The sequence below is a fragment of the Nocardia sp. NBC_00881 genome, from assembly GCF_045207455.1.
Taxonomy (GTDB): Bacteria; Actinomycetota; Actinomycetes; order Mycobacteriales; family Mycobacteriaceae; genus Nocardia.
In genome coordinates this window covers 5,448,723-5,473,108 of the sequence record NZ_CP108798.1, presented here as the reverse complement: position 1 = coordinate 5,473,108, position 24,386 = coordinate 5,448,723, and the positions used below count along the sequence as shown (strand labels likewise).

The 24,386-nt window shown below is 67.4% G+C and carries 20 protein-coding genes; 11 read left to right on the top strand and 9 right to left on the bottom strand.

What is annotated here, in order from left to right; all coding sequences use genetic code 11:
• Nucleotides 1-56: 56 nt before the first annotated feature.
• Nucleotides 57-1,403, bottom strand: a complete 1,347-nt coding sequence (locus OH799_RS23330) for a lipase family protein (RefSeq protein ID WP_406267878.1) — start codon at nucleotides 1,401-1,403, stop codon at nucleotides 57-59.
• A gap of 179 nt (nucleotides 1,404-1,582) precedes the next feature.
• Between OH799_RS23330 and OH799_RS23325 the strand changes: the two genes are divergently transcribed.
• From OH799_RS23325 to OH799_RS23310, 4 genes are all read left to right on the top strand, one after another.
• Nucleotides 1,583-2,350, top strand: coding sequence for an SDR family oxidoreductase (locus OH799_RS23325; RefSeq protein ID WP_406267875.1), 768 nt, complete (start codon nucleotides 1,583-1,585; stop codon nucleotides 2,348-2,350).
• A gap of 65 nt (nucleotides 2,351-2,415) precedes the next feature.
• Nucleotides 2,416-3,549: a hypothetical protein gene (locus tag OH799_RS23320; protein WP_406267872.1), complete on the top strand. Its 1,134-nt coding sequence runs from the start codon at nucleotides 2,416-2,418 to the stop codon at nucleotides 3,547-3,549.
• A gap of 19 nt (nucleotides 3,550-3,568) precedes the next feature.
• On the top strand, nucleotides 3,569-5,197 hold the full coding sequence (locus OH799_RS23315; protein ID WP_406267870.1) for a hypothetical protein: 1,629 nt from the start codon (nucleotides 3,569-3,571) through the stop codon (nucleotides 5,195-5,197).
• Between the two features lie 219 nt (nucleotides 5,198-5,416).
• Nucleotides 5,417-7,249 carry a phosphoenolpyruvate carboxykinase (GTP) gene (locus OH799_RS23310; RefSeq protein ID WP_406267866.1) on the top strand — a complete coding sequence of 611 codons (1,833 nt, stop codon included), beginning with the start codon at nucleotides 5,417-5,419 and terminating at the stop codon, nucleotides 7,247-7,249.
• Between the two features lie 375 nt (nucleotides 7,250-7,624).
• On the opposite strand, the gene OH799_RS23305 is transcribed toward OH799_RS23310, so the two are convergent.
• Together OH799_RS23305 and OH799_RS23300 are read right to left on the bottom strand one after the other, a co-directional pair.
• Complete coding sequence (locus OH799_RS23305) at nucleotides 7,625-8,299, bottom strand: hypothetical protein (RefSeq protein WP_406267863.1); 675 nt, start codon at nucleotides 8,297-8,299, stop codon at nucleotides 7,625-7,627.
• Between the two features lie 598 nt (nucleotides 8,300-8,897).
• Nucleotides 8,898-10,070: a glycosyltransferase family 4 protein gene (locus OH799_RS23300; RefSeq protein WP_406267860.1), complete on the bottom strand. Its 1,173-nt coding sequence runs from the start codon at nucleotides 10,068-10,070 to the stop codon at nucleotides 8,898-8,900.
• Nucleotides 10,071-10,184: 114 nt separating this feature from the next.
• Between OH799_RS23300 and OH799_RS23295 the strand changes: the two genes are divergently transcribed.
• Nucleotides 10,185-10,970, top strand: a complete 786-nt coding sequence (locus tag OH799_RS23295; RefSeq protein WP_406267857.1) for a class I SAM-dependent methyltransferase — start codon at nucleotides 10,185-10,187, stop codon at nucleotides 10,968-10,970.
• A 17-nt stretch (nucleotides 10,971-10,987) separates the two neighbouring features.
• On the opposite strand, the gene OH799_RS23290 is transcribed toward OH799_RS23295, so the two are convergent.
• A complete protein-coding gene (locus OH799_RS23290) occupies nucleotides 10,988-11,278 on the bottom strand; it encodes a hypothetical protein (RefSeq protein WP_406267854.1) in 291 nt (96 codons plus the stop codon).
• 208 nt (nucleotides 11,279-11,486) lie between these two features.
• Between OH799_RS23290 and OH799_RS23285 the strand changes: the two genes are divergently transcribed.
• The gene (locus OH799_RS23285) at nucleotides 11,487-12,932 is read left to right on the top strand and encodes an aldehyde dehydrogenase (RefSeq protein WP_406267851.1); all 1,446 of its coding nucleotides are present in this window, start codon (nucleotides 11,487-11,489) and stop codon (nucleotides 12,930-12,932) included.
• Here the strand turns inward: OH799_RS23285 and OH799_RS23280 are convergent, their stop codons facing one another.
• Nucleotides 12,933-13,136, bottom strand: coding sequence for a hypothetical protein (locus OH799_RS23280; protein ID WP_406267848.1), 204 nt, complete (start codon nucleotides 13,134-13,136; stop codon nucleotides 12,933-12,935).
• Between the two features lie 403 nt (nucleotides 13,137-13,539).
• Nucleotides 13,540-13,662 (bottom strand): hypothetical protein, encoded by a 123-nt coding sequence (locus OH799_RS23275; RefSeq protein ID WP_406267846.1) that lies wholly within the window; start codon nucleotides 13,660-13,662, stop codon nucleotides 13,540-13,542.
• 757 nt (nucleotides 13,663-14,419) lie between these two features.
• Between OH799_RS23275 and OH799_RS23270 the strand changes: the two genes are divergently transcribed.
• Genes OH799_RS23270 through OH799_RS23260 form a run of 3 tightly spaced genes read left to right on the top strand, consistent with a single transcriptional unit; the run spans nucleotide 14,420 to nucleotide 17,699 of the window.
• On the top strand, nucleotides 14,420-15,712 hold the full coding sequence (locus OH799_RS23270) for an acetyl-CoA carboxylase biotin carboxylase subunit family protein (RefSeq protein WP_406267843.1): 1,293 nt from the start codon (nucleotides 14,420-14,422) through the stop codon (nucleotides 15,710-15,712).
• Nucleotides 15,709-16,941: an MFS transporter gene (locus OH799_RS23265; protein ID WP_406267840.1), complete on the top strand. Its 1,233-nt coding sequence runs from the start codon at nucleotides 15,709-15,711 to the stop codon at nucleotides 16,939-16,941. Before OH799_RS23270 ends, OH799_RS23265 begins: the two co-directional genes overlap by 4 nt.
• Before the next feature lie 23 nt (nucleotides 16,942-16,964).
• Nucleotides 16,965-17,699 (top strand): phosphohydrolase, encoded by a 735-nt coding sequence (locus OH799_RS23260; protein ID WP_406282416.1) that lies wholly within the window; start codon nucleotides 16,965-16,967, stop codon nucleotides 17,697-17,699.
• A 42-nt stretch (nucleotides 17,700-17,741) separates the two neighbouring features.
• Here OH799_RS23260 and OH799_RS23255 read toward each other — a convergent pair whose 3' ends face one another.
• Complete coding sequence (locus tag OH799_RS23255) at nucleotides 17,742-19,514, bottom strand: hypothetical protein (RefSeq protein WP_406267838.1); 1,773 nt, start codon at nucleotides 19,512-19,514, stop codon at nucleotides 17,742-17,744.
• A gap of 162 nt (nucleotides 19,515-19,676) precedes the next feature.
• Between OH799_RS23255 and OH799_RS23250 the strand changes: the two genes are divergently transcribed.
• On the top strand, nucleotides 19,677-20,927 hold the full coding sequence (locus OH799_RS23250; RefSeq protein ID WP_406267835.1) for a polysaccharide biosynthesis protein: 1,251 nt from the start codon (nucleotides 19,677-19,679) through the stop codon (nucleotides 20,925-20,927).
• Between the two features lie 84 nt (nucleotides 20,928-21,011).
• Here OH799_RS23250 and OH799_RS23245 read toward each other — a convergent pair whose 3' ends face one another.
• Complete coding sequence (locus OH799_RS23245) at nucleotides 21,012-22,166, bottom strand: DUF3068 domain-containing protein (RefSeq protein WP_406267832.1); 1,155 nt, start codon at nucleotides 22,164-22,166, stop codon at nucleotides 21,012-21,014.
• Nucleotides 22,167-22,369: 203 nt separating this feature from the next.
• On the opposite strand from OH799_RS23245, the gene OH799_RS23240 reads away from it, so the two are divergent.
• Nucleotides 22,370-23,587: an acyltransferase family protein gene (locus OH799_RS23240; protein WP_406267829.1), complete on the top strand. Its 1,218-nt coding sequence runs from the start codon at nucleotides 22,370-22,372 to the stop codon at nucleotides 23,585-23,587.
• 158 nt (nucleotides 23,588-23,745) lie between these two features.
• On the opposite strand, the gene OH799_RS23235 is transcribed toward OH799_RS23240, so the two are convergent.
• Nucleotides 23,746-24,306 carry an SUKH-4 family immunity protein gene (locus OH799_RS23235; protein ID WP_406267827.1) on the bottom strand — a complete coding sequence of 187 codons (561 nt, stop codon included), beginning with the start codon at nucleotides 24,304-24,306 and terminating at the stop codon, nucleotides 23,746-23,748.
• Nucleotides 24,307-24,386: the final 80 nt, after the last annotated feature.

Sequence of the window (24,386 nt, the reverse complement as noted above, 5' to 3'; positions counted from 1 at the left end):
CCAGCATCGAGCGATCAAGGCGTCAGTCGGTCGCGCTCGGATCGCTGAGCAGGAGGTCAGGCGGCACGCGCCGGTGCGATCCGTGCCGCGGGCGCCTGCTCCTCACGCAGCGGACGGCCCAGCGCGACCTTGGCCGCGGTCACCGCCATGCTCAGCAGGCCGCGCACTCCCGCAGGGGAGGCCGCGACCGACCATACGGTCGTATCCCCGTCGTCGCTCACCGGTTGCCCGGCGAAACGCTCGGCCAGCCAATCCAGACTGATCGGAGTGGACAGCGGCAGCAGCGAGAAGTGCTCGCTGAGCCGGTCGCGCACGTAGGTGACCACGGCGCCGCCGCGTCGGTAACGCGCTACCTGACCGTCGATGCCGTCCGCGTGGATGATTTGGTCGTGCACTGGCTGCACTACCAGCAGCGGGCAGGTGGGCGTCGTGTTGCCGAGCCGCAGATCATCGAACATCGCCCGCAGTTGCGGCGTGTCGAGCACCTCGGTGAGCGGGCGGCTGAGGAAGTCGTCCACCTTCTTGTTGGCCAACCCGAGGATCGCGCCCAATGGTGTCGCGTTCTCCGCGCGGACGACGAAGCGGTGGCCCTCCGGCGTCAGCTCGTTGTCGATCACCGCGGCCAGGGCCGGATACAGCCTGCGTAGTGCGGCGATCACGATGGCGGGCAGGCCCGCGTAGGGTGTCCCGTTCAGGCGGTCGAACACCTGGCGAGGGTCGCCGACCGGTGCGCCGAGCACCGCGCCGACGATGTCGAGCTCCGGCGCGTACGTCGGCGCCATCTCGACTGCCCACGAGCTGGCCATGCCGCCGCCGGAGTACCCCCACACCGCCACGCGGGTGTCGGCGCCGAGTCCGAGGGGGGCGAACCGCAGGGCGGCGCGAATGCCGTCGAGCGTGCGGTAGCCGGGCTCGCGCGGGGCTCCGAAGTTTCCGTGCGGGCCCTCGTGGTCGGCGATGGTGACCGCCCAGCCGCGGCGCAGCGCGTTCGCGACGAGCAGCCATTCGAGCTGGGTGACCGAGCCGAGCGCGTCGGCGCCGTGGCGCAACGCGTACGACGGCGAACACTTCTCCGTGACCGCGTCGATCGCGGTCTGGAACGCCAGCAGTGGACGGTCCTCGTCCGGCTCGGCGCCGATCGGCAGCAGGACCGTGGTGACCGCCGCTTCTGGGGCGCCGTGCAGGTCGCAGCTGCGGTACAGTAGCTGCCACGCCGAGACCTGTTGCGGGACAATGCCGAAAAGCGCCAGATCGATCTTCCTGCTGCGGAGGATGGTGCCGGGCATCTTCGCCCCGAACCCCTTCGGCGGCCGGTGGAATGGATCTTGGCTCGGCAACGGGGGCTTGTGGTCCGCGGCTGAAGCGGGCTCCGGATCGACAGTGCCGATGACATTCGCGGTCATGACACCTCCTCATCGTCGAGTCGGTTGCTGCATTCGAAGGGTGCGTTGATCGAAGCGTTATTCGAACATTGCGTTTTGATAACGGCGGGACCATAGGAGGGTATATGACCGACGGCAGGTCTGGGAACCCCCTGGTACAAGGCCGCGGGACTAGAATTTTCGGCATAGGCGGACCGACAGTGTTCATCACCGGCGCCGCGGCCGGAATCGGACGGGCCACGGCCCTGCTTTTCGCTGCGCACGGATACCGCGTCGGGGCTTACGACATCGACGAAGTGGGCTTGACCAGGCTCGCTGCCGACATCACCGGCAAAGGTGGCAGCGTGCGCACCGGGGTGCTGGATGTGACGAAGAGCACGCAGTGGGGGCAGCGGCTGGCCGAGTTCCACGCCGAGGCCGGGCGGCTGGACATTCTGGTCAACAACGCGGGCATCCTGCGCGCCGGGTCGTTCGAGTCCATCGAGCTGTCCGCCCACCGAGCGATCGTCGAAGTCAACTTGGGCGGTGTGCTCGCCGGAACCCACTGCGCGTTTCCCTACCTGCGCGACACACCCGGCGCGCAGGTGGTCAACCTGTGTTCGGCGTCGGCGATCTACGGCCAGGCCGAGCTCGCGAGCTATGGCGCAACCAAAGCCGCGGTCAAAAGCCTCACGGAGGCATTGGATCTCGAATGGGAACGCCATGACATCCGCGTGATCGCGATCTGGCCGCTGTTCGTGGCGACCGCGATGGTGGATGGCGTGGCGACCGGGACGACGAAGTCGTTGGGCGTGCGGCTGACCTCGGATGATGTCGCCGCCGGAATCTGGGACGCCACGCGCAAGCGCGGCCGGCTGCCCAAGGTGCACTACGAGATCGGCGCGCAGGCAAAGGTACTGGCGACCGTCGCCAAATACGCGCCGAACTGGGCGGTGCGGACCGTGAACAAATACTTCAGCGGCCGCTGAGCGGTCGAGCCTGTCCCGCGACCCGACTTCTGACAGAATTACGCCCCGTAAAGGGGGTGTGCAGCATGCAGACAGCCACCGAATCTCATGGGCCGCTGCGGGAGCGCGGCGTACCAGCGTCCGAACGCGACCAGCTGGACAAACTGCTCGCCGAGTTGCGCTTCGGGACGGGCCGGGACGTGCAGATCGGGTATGCCGCGGCCGCGGCCGTCAGCGCCTGGCGTAAACCGCCACGCATCCAGGTGACCGGGCGCGCGCACGCGGGACGGACCACGGTGCTGCACGCGCTCGCGCTCATGTCCGCGGTGGAGACCGAGCCGGTGGACGAGCCGGGGCTACCCGATCCGGTACTCGACGCTGACATCGTCGTGTACGTGGTGTCGGCCGCGACAACACCCGCCGACCGTAGGATCCTCGCCACGCTGCCGCCGGGGCGGACGGTCGTGGTGCTGAACAAGGCCGACGCGATCGGCGCCCGTTGGGGTGACGCGGTAGCCGCGGCCGAGCAGTACGGCAGGGAGCTCGGTATCCCGGTGCTTCCGGTGGTTGCGTCGCTGGCCGCGCACACCAGGGCAGGTGCGGTGACCGGCGACGATCTCGCCCTGCTGCGCAGGCTCGCCGCCGAGGCGGACCCGTCGTTGATTCTCTCGCCGGATCTGTTCGTCGCGCCGGGACCGGATCTCGCGGAGCGCGAGCAGTTGTTGCAGCGCTGGGACCTGTACGGCGTGGTCTGTGCCTATGCCGCCCTGCGCCACGACCCGGAGCTCGCTGCGCAGGCGCTGCTGCAGATTTTGCACGCCGCGAGTGGAATCGACGCGCTGCACCGGCTTCTACAGCGTCGCTACGAACAGGTATCCGCGCTGCGCGACGGCGAACTGCTCGACGACCTGGCCCGGCTCGCCGCCCGCGCGGTGCCGGGCGAGGGCGAGCGCGCCCGCGACGTCCTGGAGTCCTATCTCTTCGGTGACGACGCCCTCTGGCTCGGACTTTGTGCGGGTCTGGCCCGGCCCGAGGTCGCACACCTCGCCGCGGGCTATCCGTCCCCGGCGCCCTCCGACGCCGACGACGCGATATCCCGCGCCGCCCGGTGGCGCGCCGTCGTCTCCAGCGACATGCCCCCCGCCGCCCGCCGTGCGGCACTTCGCGTGCACAACGGCTACGTCCGACTATGGGAACGGATGAGCAGTGCCGGACTCTGAACCTGCGGAGCCGCCGACGGTGACGTCCCATGGCGAGACGGCCGAGTCCGACGTCGAGCGGCCTGCTGCGACAGAGCAGACGGAGCAAGCAGTCGTCCGCCCCGCCGCCGATCCGCCCGAGCGAGCAGCGTTCGCGCCGTCCCCCGAGGTCGAGGCGGTGGTGGCTCGATGGAACCCGCAGGGCATCGCCCTGCTGCGCGCGGTGCACGGGTCCGGCGCCGCGGTCACGGTCACGGTCACGGTGATCGGCCCCTCTGATGCCAACACCACGCTGCTGCGGACCGAACTGGCTCGGTTCGAGCCGCGCGTCGAACTCTCCGAGCCGCTGCCGGCCGCGAGCACGACGGTGGAGACCACTACCTCGCCCTCGGTCGGCGTGCCGTCGGCGGTCGCACTGATCCTGCTGGACGCGGGCACCGCCATCGGCGCGGACATGCTCGGCCTGATCGGGAGGCTGCGCGCGGACGGAACGAGAATCCTGCTCGCCATGAACGGCATCCACGCCTACCAGGACTGGCGCGCCGTGCGCTCGCGCAACCTGGAGCTGTTGGCCGCCCAGGGTGCGGCCGACCTGGCCATCGTGCCGGTCTCGGCGCGGCTCGCGGTGGCGGCCCGCACCGCGGGCGACGCGGGATTGCTGGATCGTTCCGGCCTCGGTGCGCTGCATGCGGAGCTGACCGCCGCGGCCTCCGGCGCCTATGCGGCAAGCGGTGAGCGGCTCGCGGCGGTCACCGGGCGGGTCCTGTCCGACACGCGTCAGCGGGTGGTCGAGCAGGTGTCCGCGCTGCGCTCCGGCGCCGAATCGGCGCGGGCGCGTGAGGAGCGGGCGGTGCTGCTCGCGGGGCGCGACGGCGGACGCGCCACCGCGATGTCAACATTGCGCGGGCAACTGCATCTGGCCAGGGTCGACCTGATGACCGACATCGGCGCGCAGGTCCGTGCGCTGCACGCCACCACTCGCGGCGAACTCGAACGGCTGCGCCGCGCCGAACTCCGCGGCTACCCCGACCGGCTCCAGCAGACCGTCACCGAACTGGCGGGCGCCGTCGACCGCACCATCGACCACCGTCTCGCCGAACTACGCGCTCGGATGGATGGCGTCGAGGGCGGCGTGCCGCCGCGACGGCGTGATCCGGCCCCGCGTGTCGGCCCGGACCCTGAGCCGAGACATCGAGGTGTCGAAGATCACCTCATGATCGCGCTGGGCGCGTCGGCCGGCGTCGGCCTCGGTCGCCTGTTGGTTGCTCCACTGTCGCTGCTGCCCGCGCTGGACGTCGCCAGTGTCCCGGTGACTCTGCTGCTCGGCGGCGGCGCCGCGGCCTGGGTGGTCCGTGCACGCGGACAGCTGGCCGATCGAGCGCACATCCGGCAATGGGTGGCCGACGCGTTGGTCAATGTAAAAGCCCAGCTCGAGCAGCGGGTGGCGACCGCACTCGTGGAAACCGAAACCGCGTTGGCCGACCGCGTGGTGCAGGCAAGCACCGCGCGAATGGTCGACACCGACCGCCGCGTTACCGAACTGGAGGCCCGGCTGCGACGGATGGCGGCCGAACAACCGGGACAGCTCGCCGCATGCGAGCGCGATATCCGAATCATCGATCGCTGGATCTTGCCTGTTGAAGGAAGTAAGCGATTGGGTGCACAGTGAGGAACCCGATTCCGTACCGGTCGTCACATCGCGTTAATCTCTAATCAGGAACTTGGGCGTCCGCTAAGTCCTGGTACGCCGCCCATCCTGGGTGCGCTTTCGACTGGTCGTAGCGGGTGCCTTCCCGCCAACGGTGGCGCTCGGTGTGTTCGCGCTGGTCATGGGCCTAGGGCCAGGCGGCGAAGCATCGAACAGCCGCCCATCTCAGGAGAGTTTTTCATGACCTCAGCGACCATTCCTGGTCTTCGTGGATCCGACGGCAAGGCGCCGACCGAACACAGCGAACTACTCGCCTGGGTACTGGAGGTCGCAGAACTCACTCAGCCGGAGCGAGTGGTCTGGGCTGATGGTTCGGACGAGGAATGGGACCGGCTGACCGAGCAGCTCGTCGCGGCGGGGACGTTCAAGCGGTTGGACGAGAAGAAGAAGCCGAACTCCTTCCTCGCGCTCTCCGACCCCTCCGACGTGGCCCGGGTGGAATCCCGCACATTCATCTGTTCCAAGACCGAGGCCGATGCGGGCCCGACCAACAATTGGGTCGACCCGGCCGAGATGCGCGCCACGATGACCGAGCTGTACCGCGGCTCGATGAAGGGCCGCACCATGTACGTGGTGCCGTTCTGTATGGGGCCGCTGGGCGCCGAGGACCCGAAGCTGGGTGTCGAGATCACCGACTCCGAGTACGTCGTCGTGTCGATGCGTGTGATGACCCGCATGGGCACCGCCGCCCTGGAGAAGCTGGGCACCGACAAGCCGTTCGTCAAGGCGCTGCACTCCGTGGGCGCGCCGCTGGACGAGGGCCGGCCCGACGTGCCGTGGCCGTGCAACGACACCAAATACATCACCCACTTCCCCGAGGACCGGGAAATCTGGAGCTACGGCTCCGGCTACGGCGGCAACGCACTGCTGGGGAAGAAGTGTTACTCGCTGCGGATCGCGTCGGCGATGGCCCACGACGAGGGCTGGCTGGCCGAGCACATGCTGATCCTCAAGCTGATCTCCCCGGAGAACAAGGCCTACTACATCGCCGCCGCGTTCCCGAGCGCCTGCGGTAAGACCAACCTCGCGATGATCCAGCCGACCGTGCCGGGCTGGCGGGCGGAGACCCTGGGCGACGACATCGCCTGGATGCGCTTCGGTAAGGACGGCCGCCTCTACGCGGTGAACCCGGAGTTCGGCTTCTTCGGCGTCGCGCCGGGCACCAACCGCAGCTCCAACCCGAACGCCATGGCCACGATGGACGCGGGCAACACCGTCTACACCAACGTCGCGCTGACCGACCACGACGACGTCTGGTGGGAAGGTCTTGAGGGCGAGCACGACCACTTGACCGACTGGAAGGGCAACGACTGGTACCTCCGGGAGACCGAAACACTTGCCGCCCACCCGAATTCGCGCTACTGCACGCCGATGGCGCAGTGCCCGATCCTGGCTCCCGAGTGGGATGACCCGCAGGGCGTGCCGATCTCGGCGATCCTGTTCGGCGGCCGCCGCAAGACCACGGTCCCGCTGGTGACCGAGTCCTTCGATTGGCAGCACGGCGTGTTCATGGGCGCCACGTTGTCCTCGGAGCAGACCGCCGCCGCCGAGGGCAAGGTCGGCACCGTGCGTCGCGACCCGATGGCCATGCTGCCGTTCATGGGTTACCACGTCGGTGACTACCTGGGCCACTGGATCAACGTCGGCAAGAACGCGGACGCCGCGAAGTTGCCGAAGATCTTCTACGTCAACTGGTTCCGCCGCGGCGCCGACGGCCGGTTCCTGTGGCCGGGCTTCGGTGAGAACTCCCGCGTGCTGGAGTGGATCATCGGGCGCATCGAGGGGTCGGCCGACGCCGAGGCGACCGCGATCGGCAACGTCCCGACCGCCGCGCAGCTCGACTTGGACGGCCTCGACGTCGACGCCGAGGACGTCGACGAGGCGCTCGTGGTGAACGCCGACGAGTGGCGCAAGGAGATCCCACTGATCGAGGAATGGTTCGAGTTCGTCGGCGACAAGCTGCCTTCCGGCGTGCGTGACGAGTTCGAGGCGCTCAAACAGCGTCTGGGCTGACACTCCTCCAAAAGTAGCACCGCCCGCGTCATCTGGCAGATGACGCGGGCGGTTTCTTTTGCGCGGCAGGCGATTCCCGTGTCGAAGACGGGCGACGGGGGCACTTGGTGAAAACTTTCATCGGGCTTCCGCGCATCTCAACCCAGGCATTGGGTGTGTGAAGCTCGAGATCGAGCGAACTCCTGATAAAGCACTGATTGTTGAAGTCGATGCTGCACCAGGAGTCCGGTTGTCGTCATCACTGATCGACGTGTGTCCATCGCGCCCGACACGCGAAGGGGTCTACGGTCATCGAGTGGGGGCGTACCGGTCTTCCGCGCGACCCGTGCCCGGCAACGCCTTTCGGTAGGGGCGGGCCGAGGCCGAGTCGGAACCTCACTCCTTGTCGCCGGCTGGCTTTTCCTCGTCGTACGGCTGGTTCATGGTGTTCTGGAACTTGATCGCAGAGGCAATGCCCACCGGAATGCCGAGCACCGCGGCGCCGATGATGGCGCCCAGCCCACCGAGCAGACCGGCACCGGCAAGACAGCCTGCGATGATGGTGAGGCCTGCGGCATCGAGGATGGGCGCCCCGACGACCCCACCGGCCACAGCGCCGATACCGCAGCCGACAGCCACGCCGATCGCACCACCAGCCAGAGTTCCGGTCGCGGTGGCCAATTGGAACTCGTTGACAGCGGCCTGTATCGCCGCGTCGAACCGCTCGGTGTGCGGATCACCGCTGATCTCGTCGAGATGCATATCCGGCGTCGCGGCTTGCGCAGCCGCTTTCACCTCCGCCGGAGCCTCGACGGCCTCGAGGGCTTTCGGCTCGACCGCGAAAGACGCAACGCCGGCCACCGTGGTGCCGGCCGCGTCCTTCACCTGAAACTGCCCGCCCTGGGTGATGAGGGTGGACATCCCGGTCTCGATGACCACGGACTCGTCCAGGGTGTTGCTGGTGTATTGCACACCCGGGACGATCTCGGTGCTCAATGTGCGCCCGTCCGGCATCGCGGGCTCGGCTACCGCGGTAGCGGACCCAACTCCCACGGCACTCACAACCGTCAAGGCGATAACGGTAGCGCGGGTGACTTTATTCATGTAGGCCCTTATCTCTGATATGCACTGACTGCGCAGTCTCGGTCGGTCCGTAGCTGAGCATTTCGCCGATCATGGGTGCGAATCATCCGTACGCACCACACCGACGAACCTCCTTTGTTTTCCGTGCCGTCCACTGAGCTCTCGACTTCAGGGAGGTAACTTAACGGAAACGATTTTCGTTGTCCACGAGCTTCCCATCAGCGGTAATGGTTTGGGAATCTACCAGAGGTAGACGAAAGCCGATGTGTGGCAATGTGTCCCGACAAAATTCTGAGACCGCGAACACATATCCGTGCTGGGTGCGACCTCAAACCTGCTGCGGCAATTGCCGACTCTAGACCGTACGGCCGACAAGGAACGCACGGCGTCGGTGGAGCGAGTCGGGCACGAAGGACTTCCATTCGATGCAGTGAGAATCCTCGGACTTGAATAAGCGCAACCGCCGTCACCCGAGGTGTGTCGAGACATTACCGACAAACCTCGTAATTCGGATGCGCGGATAGCAATGGCTAGGCCGTAGCCGAGAGGTACACGCGACCGATATGAGAACGGCTTTCCTGCCGAATCAGTCGACTGGACGTGGCGCGATCAAGCCCGCGATGGGCTTGCCACCGGCTGCGGCGGACAGGACCTCGTAGACGCCAATTCCCGTCTGCTCCCAAGAGAACTCGCCTGCGCGTGCGCGAGCCTTCTCCCCCATGACTGTGCGCGCCGCCGGATCGTCGATCAGATCACCTACGGCATCGGCCAATTGGGTGACGTCGTCGACCAGGATGCCGGTCGCGCCGTCGACGATGGAATCGGTGAGCCCGCGCGAACTCCGGTAGCCGATGGTCGGCACGCCGTGCTGGGCGGCCTCGATCACCGCGAGTCCCCATCCCTCCTTGCGCGAGGGCAGCACGTGCACCCACGCACGCGCGAGCAGTTCGTGTTTGCGGCGTTCGTCGACGTGGCCGTGAAAGGTGACGGCGTCGGCGATGTCGAGCTCGTGGGCGTTGTCCTTCAGGTTGTCTGCCCACCAGCCGTCGCCGATCACGTCGAGGCGCAGCCCGGGAACGCGGTCCCGCAGCCGGGCGACGACGGCGAGCGCGTCCTCGATCTGTTTGTGCGGCACCAGGCGTGAGAGCACCACGACGGTCGGTGCGGCTGTGCGCGTTTCCTCGGCTCCGGTGGGCGCGTCGACTGGAACCGGTTCGGCTCCATTACGGACCACCGCGATACGCGAACGATCCACGCCGAGCGTGGCCAGCTCCTCGGCCGAAGGCAGCGAAACGGTCAGATATTGGTTGCCCCGATGCACGCGCGGCGACAGCCGCGACTCGATCCACCAACCGATTCGACCGACGAGTCGCCCAGCCACCGGCCACTGCTCGCGATGTCCGTGGTGCACCAGCACCACGGACGGCGCCTTGGTGACGGCGGTGGCGAAGAACGGGATGCCGTTCTGGGTGTCTATGACCGCGTCGGGGCGCACACCGCGCATCGGACCGAGGCCGAGCCTGCCCAGCGCGAGCGCGGCGAGCGCGCGCGGATATACGGTGTAGCGTCCGCCCGCCCTGCTGATGTCGATGCCGTCGATGCGTTCCCGCCGCGGCGCTCCCGGATAGCCGGCGGTGCGCAGGGTGACCTTGATCCCGCGTGCCGCGAGCTGTGCGCCGACCTGCTCGAGGTACCGCTCGCTGCCGCCACCCTGCGGGTGCCCGGTGTCACGCCAGCAGAGCAGGAGGACTTCGCGCACGGTGGAGCTTCTCTCGGTCAGGTGGTCCGGCAGGGACGTCGAATATCGCGGTATACCCTAACCCGAGCACCCGCCCAGAAGGCCGACCGTCGGGGTTGTGCGAAACTCTGCGCCGTGCTCAAAGCCGAAACAGTGCCCACGTGGGGCAACGCGCCCCGGTTCGCCCGTCGGGCGACCCTGCGCCGATCGCTCCGATTGCTCGGCAGTTTCCGGTTCGAGCAGACTGATCCCGCGCTGTTCTACGGCGATCTTGCCGCCGACAGCACGACGATGATCGCAGACTTCTACGCCGACCTCACCGGCCGGTCGCTGGACGGCGCCACGATCCTCGATGTCGGCGGCGGACCGGGCTACTTCGCGGACGCGTTCGTCCGGACGGGTGCGCGCTACATCCCGGTGGAGCCGGACCCCTCGGAGATGCATGCCGGGGGGCTCTCGGTGGCGGGTGCGGTACGCGGATCCGGGATGGCGCTGCCGTTCCGCGACGAGGCGGTGGACATCTGCTTCTCGTCGAACGTCGCCGAACACGTGTCACAACCCTGGGTGATGGCCGACGAGATGGTGCGAGTAACGAGACCGGGGGGGCTGATCGTGCTGTCGTACACGGTCTGGCACGGACCGTTCGGCGGGCACGAGACCGGACCGTGGCACTACCTCGGCGGCGAGTACGCCGCGCGGCGGTATCGGCGCAAGCACGGACGAGAGCCGAAAAACCGGTTCGGCAGCTCGCTGTTCGCGGTGCGCGCCGCGGATGGATTGCGTTGGGCGGCGCGCACTACCGCCGACGTACGTATGGTCTTTCCCCGATATCACCCCCGGTGGGCCTGGTGGTTGGTTCGCATTCCCGCCGTGCGTGAGTTACTGGTGAGCAACCTAGTCGTTGTAGCAGCTAAAAGTTAGCCGAGCTAATGCTCGAGTCATCCGCTACGCCAGCGCCGCTTGTTGTAGGGCGCGCGCAGCGGCTCGCTCCACGGCGATTCCAGGATGGCGAGTCCGACGGTCTCCAGCGGGGTCAGCCCGACCAGATCGGCCAGCGTCCTGACGGCGGCGACGGCCTCGGCGGCCTGCATGGCCGCGGTCGCTTGCTCGATCGTCAGGGTGCGTCCGGGTAGGAAAGAGACCACCCATCCCCCACTGCCGACGCACTTCGCTTGATGCTCGGTCTGATCGCTGGTCATCAGCGATCGGCGGATCACTTGCACAGCCATGACTCGGACTCCCCAGTTACGGTATCGGTTCATGAATCGAGCGAGCTGATCAGTAGCTACAGCATCCCTTGTCCAGCAGTAGAACGCAATAGTGCGTTTTGCGAAAAGCGAACCGAGAGGTCGGAATTCACACTGCTCAGAGCGTTGCCTGGAGAAAAAACTAGAACAGGTTACAGACAACTGGAGCGTAAAACTGTAACGTGTTCTCATGCACTACGACAGTTTGTTCATCGGCGGCCGCTGGACGGCGCCAGCCACCGCCGAGCGCGTCCAGGTCTTGTCGCCTGCCACAGTCGAGCCGGTGGGCAGCGTTCCCGCGGTGAGTCGGGCCGATGTCGACGCCGCGGTCGCCGCCGCACGTCATGCCTTCGACCACGGCCCGTGGCCGTCCACGCCGCCGGAAGAGCGCGCCGAGGTGCTCACCCGTGCCGCTCGACTGATCGAACAACGCTCCGCCGATCTCCTGGCCGCCCTCGTCGCGGAGGTGGGTACGCCGCAAGTGATGGCCATGACGCTGAACCAGCTCCCCTCGGTCGCCGTGCTGGACGCCTATGCGGCGTTGGCGAAGTCGTTCCCGTGGCGCGAGACCCGCGTCGGTGGGTTCGGCACCACCCGGGTCACTCGCGAGCCGCGCGGTGTCGTCGCCGCGGTCACCGCGTGGAACGTTCCGCTGTTCCTCGCGGCCAATAAGCTCGCGCCCGCGCTGCTCGCGGGATGCGCGGTAGTGCTGAAGCCTGCTCCACTGACGCCGATCACGGCCAACCTGCTCGCGGACATCTTCGCCGACGCCGGCCTGCCGGAAGGCGTGCTCTCGGTCCTGCCCGCTGAACCCGACGCGGCCGAATACCTCGTCTCGCACCCCGGCGTGGACAAAGTGACCTTCACCGGAAGCACCGCGGTCGGCAAGAAGATCGGCGCGATCGCCACCGGACAACTCAAGAGCGTCTCGCTCGAACTCGGTGGCAAATCCGCGGCGATCCTGTTGCCGGACATGGATCTCGCGGCCGGTATTCCGGTGCTCGCATTCTCCGGCTTGATGAACAGCGGGCAGGGCTGCGTGGCGCAGACCCGCATTCTCGCCCCGCGCAGTCGATATGACGAAATCCTCGAGGCGCTGGTCGAACACGTGAAGACGATGAAGGTCGGCGACCCGACCGACCCGAGTGTGCAGCTGGGTCCGCTGGTTTCCGAACGCCAGCGCGACCGGGTCGAGGGCTACATCGCCAAGGGCAAGGCCGAGGGCGCGCGGCTGGTGTTGGGTGGCGGTCGTCCGGAAGGTCTGGACCGGGGGTGGTTCGTCGAGCCGACGATCTTCGCCGATGTGGACAACAAGTCCACCATCGCCCAGGAGGAGATCTTCGGCCCGGTGCTGTCGGTGATCCCGTACGGGACCGAGGACGAGGCCGTCGCCATTGCCAACGACTCGGTCTATGGCCTCGCGGGGTCGGTATGGACCACGGATATCGAGCACGGCGCCGAGATCGCGTCACGGGTGCGTACCGGCACCTACGCGATCAACTGGTATGCCTTCGACCCGAGTTCACCGTTCGGCGGCTACAAGAACTCCGGACTCGGGCGGGAAAACGGCCCGGAGGGTCTCGACTCGTTCTGCGAGCAGAAGTCGCTGCTCATGCCGCTCGGCTGGACGGGATGATCAGCCGGTCGGCATGACCACCCGGAGGACGGGGGATCCGTCGCTGTCCGGCCGGTTCGGTGCGTCGACGATCTCGACATGCCAACCGGGCGGCAGCACCGACTGCAGACGCCCAGCGGCGCGGCGCAGTGGGGTGCTCGCGGTCGCGAGCTCGACTCCAGTAACCAACGGGGCAATGGATGCCGCCGTCTCCAGATCAGCCATGCTCCAACCACCTCTCGCGCGTCGATCACGACGTTCGCCGCGGGAATCGCGGGATCCGATGTCGGTAGGGAAGTAGTTCAGTCGATTGGTTAACAATCAGCGATCTTACTGGACGCTCATGGAACGGAGAACACGGTAAGCATAAGATATGGATACGCGAATCCTCTGGAAGGCTTTACCCCTCGACGCGTCGCGGTAAACCCATTCGCAGGCATAAATTCGCGACCGTTCAACCAGCATTGTCGGGTCGGCGGGATCAGAGAACGAGTTCTCGTTGCCCGAATCATGCGGCCACGCAACGGCATCCGTGGCTTCGCACGTCGCCGGGGTGCCTTCCGTCGCTGCCCGCACGTGCACCCGGAGCGCGGTGACGAGGTTGAAATCGCCGGCGCCGGTTCGGCGCTCAGCGCGGCAACCAGGCCCTCGTGTCGGCGAAGTCGGCCGTCCGCAGCACCCGGAAGATTGTGTCGGGGCTGACGTGCGTGGCGACAGGCTTGGCGAGCAGGCTGATCGAAGGCTGTGACACTGTCCAGCTCGAGCACGACCACTTTCTTCATCAGGACCCGGTCGGCGTGATCCCCGCAATTGTTGTCATATTCGCCGCTCGTCGCCGACCCGCGCGCCCGACTGAAGCGAACAGTGTCCGACAACGAAGGATAGCGTCGTCGCTGCACCGCCCGGTATCGCGACATCCCTGGTGCCGCAGTGGTTTTGCTGATCGGGGTACCGAACCTCGGGCGGGTCGAGCAGTCAACCAAACAGGCAGTCCTGGATGAGACTTCCGAATGTATGGCTGTGAACGCGAGTGGGTCTCGTCTCTCACGTGCAGTGAACCGACAACTGACACCGCCTAGTTAATGAATTAGCAAAGAACTGGTTAACGGATGGTTAGGAATGAGCTTCGTCGTAGGAAGGCAACCATCTGACCCCAACGGTGGGAAGAGGCGTCGGCCGGCGTTGTAGGTCATCTGATCTAGAGTCCTCCTATGACATCCGTGACCGCTCCGGTCGCTCGCGCCAATGATGTTTCTGGGGGCGTGATTCGACGTGCATCCAGGTGTTCGACGGATCGCTCGTCGGGTCCGGTCGGCGATGACTTCTTCATTGGAGCGCGCGCCACTGCCGCGCATCTCATTGATCAAACCTAGCTAGTGCACAGTTAGCTTTCGGCGAAGAGTTGGCTATCGACGATTGGAGGTGTTGCGGACGCCGTAAGTATCGGCCCTCGGGGGGGTGAATTGCGCACGTATCGAACATTTTCGCTTCATCAAAGGTTCAAAATCGTGGTTACTCTTGTTGTTGCGTCGAGGCCCCCCATCGCCGCGCTGTTCCTCCAGCGGATCGAGGGCCCCGTGCACCTCCTGATTCCGGCCGAAACCGGACATCTCTGGCGCGCCGCCGGAGTGGATGTGCCATTGCATCCGGTGGCGTCATGGACCGATTACAACGATCTCGCCGCCGTGGTCGCGAAGCTGCCGGTGGCCCGGGTCATCGGCACCGACGAACTCACCATCGCCGCAGCGGGTTTCCTGCGTTCACTGCTGGGTTTGCCCGGGCAAAGTTGGGATCAGGCGATCGCGTTCACGGACAAGGCGGTGATGAAGCGTCGCCTGCGTGAGGGTGGAGTTCCGGTGGCGCGATGGGCGGTGGCGCACAGCTTCGCCGAGGCCGCGCAGGCGGCAGAGGAGATCGGGTGGCCGGTTGTCGTGAAGCCGCGCCGCGGTTTCTGCGCGCTGGGCACCACAAAGGTCACCTCGGCCCGGCAACTGGACGAATTCGTTGCCGCGGGCAAGTTCGACGGTCGGGTTCCGGCCGGGGATTCCGAGCGGATGCTGCAAGCGTCCGGTGTGTATGACGGGCTGACCGCCGCCCGCGACGGGTTCCTGGTCGAACGTTGCATCGACGTCGATGCGGAGTTCAGCTGTGACATCGTGGTATGGCAGGCAGAGCCGTACCTGACGCTGACCACTCAATACCCCGTCACAGTCTTGGATGCGATCGATACCGGCAATGTCTGGGAAGGTATCGCGCTACCCGCCGCCGATCCGGCCGCACGGGCGGTGCGGGGTCTGACCCTGCGCGCGATCGAGGTCATGGGCCTCACCAGCGGACAGGTGCACTGCGAGATCTTCCGCACCCGTGCCGGTGATTACGTTTTGGGAGAGATCGCCTGTCGAGCGGGCGGCGCCGCGCTACCGCTGCTTTCGGAGATCTTGTTCGGCGTCAACACGATTCGCGCCGGCGTCGATATCGCGGTCGACCGTGAGCCGCCCCGCGCACGCGCTCGTACCCACCCCTTTGTCGCCGTCGTCGGTGTGCCGCTGGCGCCGGGACAGGTGCGGAAGGTACCGGCACAGGCCGACCTAGAGGGTCTACCCGGAGTCCTGCGCGCGGACGTGCGGGTCCACGAGGGTGATGTGTACGGCGGCGGACTGGGCTCCATCGGTGCCGCCGCATACCTGTTCATCGAGGCAAATACGGTTGAGCCGATCGCTGCCAGGATGCGTGAGATCCGCGCTGCGGTGGAACCGATGTTCGTGGTCGACGAACTGGAACGGGACCTTTCACTGCGATGACCACGGAAACATCCGAAGAATACGCAATTGATCCGCCGACGGCCCCGCAGCCCGGCGTATCCGGCGGTCTGCTGCTGGTGCTGTTGCTCGCCTCCACCCTGGGCATGATGGCGGGCGCAATTGTCATGCCGGTCCTCGAACTCATCCGCAACGAGTTCGGAATCAGTGTCACGGCGGTAGGTTTCGTAGCCACGGCGCACTGCGCCCTGATCGCGGTGACCAGCCCGCTGGTGGGCAGGGCGATCGATCGCTGGGGCGTGCGTATCCCGCTCGGCGCTGGACTTGTGCTGTACGGTGCCGCCGGCGGCGCCGGCTTGGTGACCAGTTCCTTTCCAGCACTCATCATCACTCGTATGCTGCTGGGTGTCGGCGCGGCCGCGGTCTTCAGCGGCACCACGGTGGCACTGCTGGCTGCGGGATCGGGTGCGCGACAAGATCGAATCATGGGTTGGCGCACCGCGGCGGTGACCGCGAGCGGGGTGATCTGGCCGATGCTGGCCGGGCTCCTCGGCGGGATCTCATGGCACGCGACATTCGCTATCTATCTGGTAGGGATTCCCTTCGGCGTGGCGACCCTGCTCCTGATGCCGAATGAGCGGAAACGGCTCTCGGGACACACTCCGTTGTCCGCTTTCGACTTGTTGCGCCGATATCCCACGCTGCTCGGCTGGAACGCGCTGATGGCATGCATCGGACTGATGATGTTCAGCCTGGTGGTGTTCGTGCCGCAGCGGCTGGCGCAGATCGGGATCCACCAGCCGGTCTTCTCCTCCCTGTTCATGGCGCTATTGTCGCTCGCTTCGAGCCTGATCGGTCTGGGCTACGGGCGGATCCGCGCCCGCGCCGGATTCGATGCGGTACTGCGCACGGGAGTGGCTTGCTGGGTGGGCACTTTTCTGTTGCTGGGCGTGAGCAGTCACCCGGTGCCGATCTTCGCCGCCGCGGCGCTCTTCGGCATCGGCTACGGCCTGTTGCTTCCCGCGGTGACAGTGCTTATCGGCGAGACACCACCCGTGTCACAGCGCGGCCAGGCGACGTCGCTGTCGGGAACCGCCGCATTCGTCGGCCAGTTCTTCTCGTCACTGATATTCGGGCCCGTAATGGGGGCGACATCGATCACTGCCGGTTATCTGCTCGCCGCTGGCATCGTGACCGCGATAATGATAATCCTGCTCCGCAGTCGAATTCGAGATCCACGGCCGAAGCCGGTCGCGGTCGTCGGACGCTGAGCGCAGTGGCCGCACCGACGGGCATGGATTGGGAATGGGCCACCCGCACCGGTGGTGCACTGTCCAAGGAGCAACGCCGCAGGCTGGCCGTCGAGACCGCCCGGACGCTGCCCGCGGTGGTGCTCAACCGGGTCCGGCTGGCGTTGGGCCGCCGCGGCCGAGGCAAACTCGAGCCCGCCGGCCTGCGGCGGCCCGATTCCGCCTTGTCCATCGCGGCGGAAACCGAAGCGCGCGAATTTCTTTCGCCGCATGTGCTGGAACATTCGCTCCGAACCTATTACTTCGGACGGGTGCTGGCCGACCTGGACGGTGTGGCCTATGACGACGAACTGGTCTACGTCTCCTGCCTGCTCCACGACTTAAAGCTCGAACATCCCACGCCGGGAAGGTGTTTCGCGGTGAGAGGTGGCGAACGAGCCGTCGCGCTGGCCCTGCGCGCAGGCGCTTCCCACGAACGCGCGGACGCGATCGGCGCGGCCATCGCCGCTCACATCACCCCCGGCGTCGCCGACGACCTCAGCGATCCCGGCGGCTTCGTCTCCGCGGGCGCGTCGGTCGACGTCCTTGGCGCGCGCCTGGCCGAACTGGACCAGGACTGGGTCGCGGAACTGCTGCGGCGCTACCCACGCCATGACTTCAAGCGACACGTGATCGCGGCTTTCGAAGCGGAGGCGAAAGCAGTGCCCGAAGGCCGGGTTCGCTGGCTCGGCAGCGCGGGCTTCCTGCATATGATCCGAATGGCACCGTTCACCGAATAGCTCGAAGTCCCGTTTTCGGCACGGGCGCGGTCGATGATCCGGCTACCCCCTGGTTTTCGTTCGCGATCGTGCGCGTGCGCCGAGGGCGATCAGCGGCCCGGCGATAAGAATCGCGCCCCAAAGGAAGTGGGCGGCACACGCGAGGACGCGGTGCGTCGTCGATGATCCGCGCAGCTCGATGACGCCGGGCACGCGGTACAGCGCGAGTTCCGGGTCCTGGTACCTCGGCTCGAGCTGGGCGAGCGTCGTCGCCGACGCGCCGAGCGGTCCGGGGGTGGTGTGTTCGACCAGCACCCAACCGACTCCGAGGCGCCCCAGATCCGAGGCCGAACCGCCCTGCAATAGAAGGGTTTCCACCTCTGCGGCGCGGGTTCCCTCTCCGGCGACGGTCCGGCCGCGCACCGGAAGCTTCCCGGTCTGCAACACGTCGTTGGGCAGCATGCGCGGCGCCGGGTCCAGCACTGGTGCGGCGCCGCTGTAGCGGAACTTCCGGAACATCCCACCCGGTAGGACCGCGATATTGCCAGGACCGTCGACCCGTTCGGCGACCCGCTGCCAACTGCTCGGATAGGCCACAGCCTGAACAGCTCCGCCGACGCCCCATGCGAGGTCGAAGAGCGGGAGCACCAGTAGCGCGACGAACACCGCCGCGACCGTGGCCGTCGCAGCCGTGCGCGCCGTCTTGGGCGTGGTCGCGGGTGTCGTCGGCAGCGTGGTGTCGGCCGAGAACCGCCGGGCGAGCAGAGCGCATCCTGCCGCGGCGCACAATGCGTAGACGGGCAGGGCCAAGGCCACGTACTTCTGGGTGTCGCGCAGTAGGCCCGCGCCGGGCACAGTCGCGACCAGCCACTCCAGCACGTGCATGCCCCACGTCGTCGCGCCCAGTGCGGGAAACAGGATCGCGACCGCGGCCAGCAGCAGCAGAGCGCGGCCGACGTGCCTGAGGTCCGGCTCGTCGGCATCGGTGGCAACCGCTCGCACACCCAACGCGACGATTACCAACAGCAGCACCGTCCCGATCGCCGCGAGCGGCGTCATGCGTGAATCCGGCACGGCCTCCGAGTTCCAGATTCCCCCGAGCCCGGCCAAGGTGCCCAGCGTCCCGAGACCGGGTTCGGCCCGCGCGGCGAAGGCCGCGATACCCGCGGGATCGGAGGGCGCGGCGGCCGAGCCGGACAGCAGGGTCGCGGTCAGCCACGGTGCCGACGCCGCCATCCACAGGGCCAGTGTCGCCGGCAGGTGCCGCGGTCGGACCAGGACGAGCGCGGTACAGCCCGCGAGCAGTGCGCCGGTCGGCGTGAGCCCCGCGGCGGCGAGCGACCCCGCGAGTGCGCCCCACCCACGGCCGACCCGATCCCCCGCACGAATCCGATGGGCGGCCAACGCGGTCCACGGCAGCGCCGCGTAACCGGTCAAGAGACTCCAGTGTCCTTGCAGAAGGCGCTCAGCCACATACGGATTCCACAGCGCGACCGTCGCGGCGACCAACTGCGGTCCGATCGACGCCCGCAGCAGTTCCCGAGCGAGCACCGCCGACCCGTACGCAGCCGCCCACAACGCCACCACCAGGACCACCTTGACGATCAGCCCTCCGTCCACCACGGGCGACAGCGTCGCGAGCAAGGCGTCCTGCGGCACTGCCCGTGGCGCCGCGTCGCCCAGCCCGAGCGCGGAATCGGTCGGATAACTCCGCGGTGTACTGACTGCGTCTCGCAACAGCAGATACCCCGGTCCCAGCAGCGGCCCGGCCACGATCAGTGCCCCCACGGCGCTGTACACCGCGGCAACCCATCGCCTCTGACCGCTCTCGTTCACGCCTGAGCACCCTACGTCCTGCCCGCACCCTCCGATGTCGTCGGTGGGCGGGGGGAGAGACGAGCGTCGGGTCGGTCGGCTCGCCGCCACGCACCGTCCGCACGAACACGGCGCTCGAGGTCCGGCGGGGCGGGGCGGGTGAAGGGGGTTCGGGGTGGGACGATGGGCGGCGTGTCTGCTGCCCGTCGGTTTCCTATGGTGGCGGATCTGACGTTGGTCACGGCCGGGGCGATGACCGCCAATGTCGCGGGGTATCTGTTGCAATTGCTGGCCGGACGGTGGCTGGGGGTCACCGGGTACAGCGAGTTCGCGAGTCTGCTGGCGGCTCAGCTGCTGTGTGCGGTGCCCGCGCTGGCGTTGCAGAACGTGGTGGCCAGAGAGCTGGTCCGCGGGGCGGGCGGGGCGGCGCTGCGGGGGTTGCGGTGGCGGTGCGCGGTGATCGTCGCCGTGGTCGCGGCAGTCTTGGTGCCACTGGTGACTGTCGCGCTGAACGTCGGTGTGGCCGCGGCCGCCGCGGCACTCGGTGCGGCACCCGCGCTGGTGGTGTTGTCCGGGGAGCAAGGGATTCTGCAGGGCAGCAAACGGTTTCGGGCCTTGGGTGTGGTGCTCGGCGTGGCGGGAATCGCCAGGGTCGCTCCCGCACTTGTGGTACTGGCGCTGGGCGGCGGTGCGGCCCCGGCGCTGTGCGCGGCGGCCTTCGGGATCGCGGCGGCGGCGCTCTTCGCCAGGGCCGTCGCGGGTTCACCACGATCGCCGGTCCGCGCCGGAACCGGGGAGGACGAGGCAGTCGCGGCCGTCGGCGTGCTGCCGGTCCTGCGAGCCGCCCAGGTCCAGGCCGCGCTGATGACGCTGTCGTCAGCGGACCTCATCGTGGTCCGGATCGTGCTCGACGACGTGGACGCCAGCCGCTACGCGCTCGGCACCATCGCCGCCAAGATCGCGTTCTGGCTGCCGCAGGCCGTCGGCGTCGTGCTGTATCCGCGGATGGCCCAGCCGACCCACTCGGCGAGCGCGATCAGGGCCGCGCTGGCGGTGCTCAGCGGGATAGGCATCGTCGCGGTGCTCGGCGCCGCGCTCGCCGCGCCGCTAGCCCCACTACTCGCGGGTAAGGACTATGCCCCGATCCAGGGCTTGCTGTGGTTGTTCGCGCTGCACGGCGCGCTCCTGGCCGTGCTGCAGGGCGCGATGCTCTCGGCCATCGCCGTGGACCGCACCGCGCTTGCCGTGCTGACCTGGTTGGGGCTGGCCGTCGAGGTCACGCTGATGGTGTCGTTCGCCCGCTCGGTTCCCGCTCTCATCACGACGGCCGCTTCGGTCGCGGCGACCACGACTCTGCTGGTCGCCGTAATCGTCCTGCGCACCGCCGATCCCGCCGGCCGGCTCCGGTTCGCCACCTGGTCGCGTAATCACTGACGGCGGCCAGAACCTGCCCATGAAACCGATTCGGCTCCCCAGCCGCGATGACGGGGGAGCCGAATTCGGTACTGCTCAGCGGGATCAGGGCTGCTTGGTGATCCTGATCTGCTCGGTGGGCGCATCGTCGGCACCGCGGTTCGGAGTGCCACGCTTCGGAGCCGATCCGCTGGGACGCTGGCTCGGGACGCCGCCGGGGCGGGCCGGCGCCGGGGCCGACCCGCCACGGAGACCGAGGAAGACGCCGACGATCAGCGCGATCACGCCGAGAATGCCGAACACGATCGGCATGATCCGGCCGTACAGCGACAGCTTGTCGATGTTCTCCTTGGCCACCGAGATCTGGGATTCGATGGTGTTCTCGTCGAACACGAGGTGCGACTTCAGTGCGGTGACCTCCGGCTTGTCCGCGCTGCGCGCATAGTAGAGGTGAATCTGCTCGCTGCCCTTGATCACCGTGCCGGTCTTGGGCTCAACCCATATGTCGCGGGTATTGGTGTAGAACCGGGTCATGGTCACCGGGGTCTCGCCGCCCTCGACGCCCCACTTGGCGGCAGGCAGGCTCAGCCGGTTCGTCGGCGCCTGCACCACGTCCCACAGGCTGGTGGCCGGGACCGACTGCTGGAAGTGGTAGACCTTCGTGTTGTTGATCTCGGTCTCCTCGACGAAGTTGGCGTCCGAGGTCTTGCGCGCGTTGAGATCGAAGTACGGGTAGCTCTTCTTCTCGGTGCCGATCGGGAACCGGTACTGGAGGCCGGTGTGCTGCACCGGGTCGGCGATGTTCTCGCCCTCTTTGGTCGTGGTGACCGCGATGGAGCCGTTGGGCTCCTTGTCCACCGGCATGCCGGTCACCCGGTCGATGGTCACCCGGTCGATGGTCGCGGTAAGCAGGCCGGTGTCGCCCTGTTTGTCGATGCGACGCAGCGTCTGGCCTGCCTGCACCGTCATCTCATTGGCGTCGGCCGGGTCTTCGACGGTGAGGAACCGCTGCGAGACCAGGGGAACGTTGGTGTCGACCTTCGCCGAACCCTCCGGCGCGGTCAGCGACTTGGCGTCGAGTACGAGGCTGTCCTCACCCGGCTGGTTCGTCGCGATCGTGGTGATCTCGATGTCGAGGGGAGTTTTCGACAGTTTGCCGACGGTGTAGGTCGGAATCATCAGCGCGGCGACGATCAGCAACGCGCCGAGACCCACGAGCAGGCAGGCCACCGTCCTTCTGGTACCGGCACTCAGTGCCATGCAAACTCTCCTCGTCGTAGAACACAGGACGTTCCGACGAGTGCTGCGGGCACGCCCGCGGCACTCGTGAGCCCCGACACTAACAGTCCGATGTCGTAGCATGCGGCGTCGAGGCCGAAACGGCCGAGAAATCGCCCGAGTCTAGCGTGAGATCTGAAACGCCGAATTATCACCTGTGGATCGGCAAGACAGACTGGAGCCTGATGACCGCGACTCTGCCCGCCGCCCCCGCGACCGAACGGGTGCGCTCGCGCGCGTTCGTGCCCGCGCTGGAAGGCATGCGCGGCATGGCGGCGCTCGGAGTGCTGGTGACCCATGTCGCTTTTCAGACCGGAGCCGCGGGCACGCCGGTCATCGGCCGGGTGTGGGGGCGGTTCGACATGGCGGTCGCGGTGTTCTTCGCGCTGTCCGGATTCCTGCTGTGGCGCCCGCACGCGGCAGCGGCGCGTGGACTGCGCAGCGCGCCGTCGGTCGGTTACTACCTGCGGCATCGTGCCGCGCGTATCCTGCCTGCGTATTGGGTGGTGGTATGCGCGGTGCTGGTGCTGCTGCCGAGCGCGGCCGGAACCGCGGGCCTGCGGGTGTGGGTGTCGAATCTGGCGCTTCTGCAGGTGTTCGTGCCACTGACACTCACCGACGGGCTGACTCAGATGTGGAGCCTTTCGGTTGAGGTCGCCTTCTATCTGGTGCTGCCCGTACTGGCGTTCGCGCTGGTCCGGTTGCGTGGGTCCGCGGCGCGCCTGCGGGTGCCGGTGATTCTCGCGCTCGGCGTGATCAGCCTGGGGTGGAACTTCATTCCGGTGCCTACGCCTGACGCCATCCACGCCGACAACTGGCTGCCCGGCTATCTCCCCTGGTTCGCGGCGGGCATGCTATTAGCGGAGTTGGCCGATAATAGCGTGAGGCTATCGAACTGGTGGAAGGTCGCGGCGAACCAGCCGTTGATGTGGGCAGTCGCGGCGCTCGCCTTCCTGCTCGCGGCGACCGATCTGGCCGGGCCAGCCGGGCTCACCCGCGCCGAACCGTGGCAATACGTGGTGAAGATGGGGCTGGGCACGATCATCGGGTTCGCTCTGCTCGCGCCGCTGGTGCTGCGGGACCCGGCGGCGCGACCGCACCGCTGGCGACTGCTTGCAGGTCGGTCGAAACAACACCGCTGGCTGGAATCGCCGGTGGCCGCGACGATCGGACGCTGGTCCTACGGCATCTTCATCTGGCATCTCGCGGTGCTGTCGATCGTGTTCCCGGTGTTCGGAATTCTCCCCTTCCAAGGAGACTTCTGCTACGTCCTGATCCTCACGGTCGCCATCACCCTTCCCGTCGCGTCCGCAAGCTACGCGCTGGTCGAGGAGCCGGTCCGCCGCTGGGCTCGCGGCAGAGATCGGACGAAGCAGGCCCCGGTCATCGAACCCGCGCCATGATCGGTGGTCTCGCGGCGTCAGCTATCCAGCTGTCGATGCATGTCCAGCAGGTGGTGGCGCAGTTCATGCAGGGTGTGCCGCGCGAGCCACGCGGCGAACGCTCCTGCGGCTCGGGCTAGGCGAACATCAGGGTCCCGGTCCGCCTTGTCGCAACCAGCTCATCCCGCCACCTCGTCCAGATAGTCCGGCCACTGGGTCGCTCCCGCCGCCATCGACGGCGGGTCAAGCGCGGCCAACTCGTTGCGCAAGCCTTCGACCAGCCGGGAGTCCACGACAGCGCGCGACAGCGCGTCCACGCGCCCGAAGGCGTAGAGGAACACCGGCAGCGAGGAGTTGAGTAAGCGCAACGGTCGCGGCACGCCGGGCACCACGGACCACACCGACCCTTCGGCCGTGTCGACGGCGACGGGCATGCCGTGGTCGTCCCCCACCACGACGAGGCCACGGCCTTCGACCTGCAGCGGCTCGCGCGGCGGCCGGTCGTGGAAGAATGTGGCGTCCCAGCAGTTCTCCTGCGGCAACCCGACCGTCGCCAGGAAGTCCCGGAGCTGGTCGCGCAGCGCCGGGTGCAGCGACTCCGGCCGGACCGGGCGCAGGGTGCCACGCCACAGCTCGCGGATCTCCGCGATCAGGTCCGGCTCGTGCTCCCGCGCCAGTGACGGCACGTCGGCCGCGGAAGCCAAGTTGTAGACGAAACCGCATTCGGCACAGGCATTCACGCGTGATCACGTTAGCAACGAGCGCCTTTGCGGCACCCGGCGAATTTGATGCGTTCGCGATCCGTTCGGCGATCCGCGGG

Excerpts from the sequence above, each read along its gene's own strand:
- OH799_RS23290 (WP_406267854.1), bottom strand. The coding sequence starts at position 11,278 with ATGGCTGTGCAAGTGATCCGCCGATCGCTGATGACCAGCGATCAGACC.
- OH799_RS23245 (WP_406267832.1), bottom strand. The coding sequence starts at position 22,166 with ATGGCACTGAGTGCCGGTACCAGAAGGACGGTGGCCTGCCTGCTCGTG.
- OH799_RS23260 (WP_406282416.1), top strand. The coding sequence starts at position 16,965 with ATGGATTGGGAATGGGCCACCCGCACCGGTGGTGCACTGTCCAAGGAG.
- OH799_RS23310 (WP_406267866.1), top strand. The coding sequence starts at position 5,417 with ATGACCTCAGCGACCATTCCTGGTCTTCGTGGATCCGACGGCAAGGCG.
- OH799_RS23280 (WP_406267848.1), bottom strand. The coding sequence starts at position 13,136 with ATGGCTGATCTGGAGACGGCGGCATCCATTGCCCCGTTGGTTACTGGA.
- OH799_RS23285 (WP_406267851.1), top strand. The coding sequence starts at position 11,487 with ATGCACTACGACAGTTTGTTCATCGGCGGCCGCTGGACGGCGCCAGCC.
- OH799_RS23240 (WP_406267829.1), top strand. The coding sequence starts at position 22,370 with ATGACCGCGACTCTGCCCGCCGCCCCCGCGACCGAACGGGTGCGCTCG.
- OH799_RS23265 (WP_406267840.1), top strand. The coding sequence starts at position 15,709 with ATGACCACGGAAACATCCGAAGAATACGCAATTGATCCGCCGACGGCC.
- OH799_RS23330 (WP_406267878.1), bottom strand. The coding sequence starts at position 1,403 with ATGACCGCGAATGTCATCGGCACTGTCGATCCGGAGCCCGCTTCAGCC.
- OH799_RS23250 (WP_406267835.1), top strand. The coding sequence starts at position 19,677 with ATGGGCGGCGTGTCTGCTGCCCGTCGGTTTCCTATGGTGGCGGATCTG.
- OH799_RS23320 (WP_406267872.1), top strand. The coding sequence starts at position 2,416 with ATGCAGACAGCCACCGAATCTCATGGGCCGCTGCGGGAGCGCGGCGTA.